At 71.2% G+C, this 657-nt stretch carries 1 protein-coding gene; it reads left to right on the top strand.

Annotated elements, in window-relative coordinates; all coding sequences use genetic code 11:
* Positions 1-657: double-stranded RNA binding motif domain-containing protein (locus RJ1_RS45160; protein WP_501193870.1), on the top strand; the 657-nt coding region annotated here is incomplete at both ends.

Raw genomic sequence — 657 nt, 5'->3', positions numbered from 1 at the left:
CCGACGAGGTGACGGTGACCACGATCGTCACGTTGCTTCAAGCCGGGGAGAGTTGGGCGCCGATCCGCGACGAGGTCTTCGGCTGGGCGTCGCAGTCGCATCCGGAGTTCGGGCCGAGTGTGGTGTCGATGTGGCTGCAGGCGCATCCCGACCTGCCCAGACCCGAGATCGACGGCGATCACCGCGGGCCCTCGCACACACCGGTGTTCGCGGCCCGGTTCCGGGTCGGACAGGTCTGCGGGCCCTGGTCCACCGCGGGCAGTAAGAAGCGCGCCGAGCAGGACGCTGCGTGGGGCCTCACCAAGGCCGTCGCGGCAGGGGAGAGCCACCCGGAGACCGGCTCCCCGCTGCGGGACGAGCCGCACCCGGTGCCCCCGAGCACCACGCACGCGGGGGTACGGGCGCGGCCGGCATCCGCGCGCAGCGGTCCCCAGGATGTGGAGTCGGGACGGGAGTCGAGAAGGCGGGAGCGCGCGCACAAGAACCCGATCGCGTGGGTGATCAGCCACGCCGAACACCACGGACATCCCTCCCCGCAGTGGGAGGTGAGGATGGAGGGCGCCGCCCACGCGCCGGTGTTCACGTGTGAAGTCCGCTACCTGGGCCACTTGGCAACCGGGTGCGGGACAACGAAGAACCTTGCGAAAACCGCCGCGG

It is taken from the genome of Rhodococcus jostii NBRC 16295, from assembly GCF_001894825.1.
GTDB lineage: Bacteria > Actinomycetota > Actinomycetes > Mycobacteriales > Mycobacteriaceae > Rhodococcus_F > Rhodococcus_F jostii.
The sequence above is the reverse complement of the archived record's forward strand: the minus strand, read 5'-3'. Positions and strand labels throughout refer to the sequence as shown.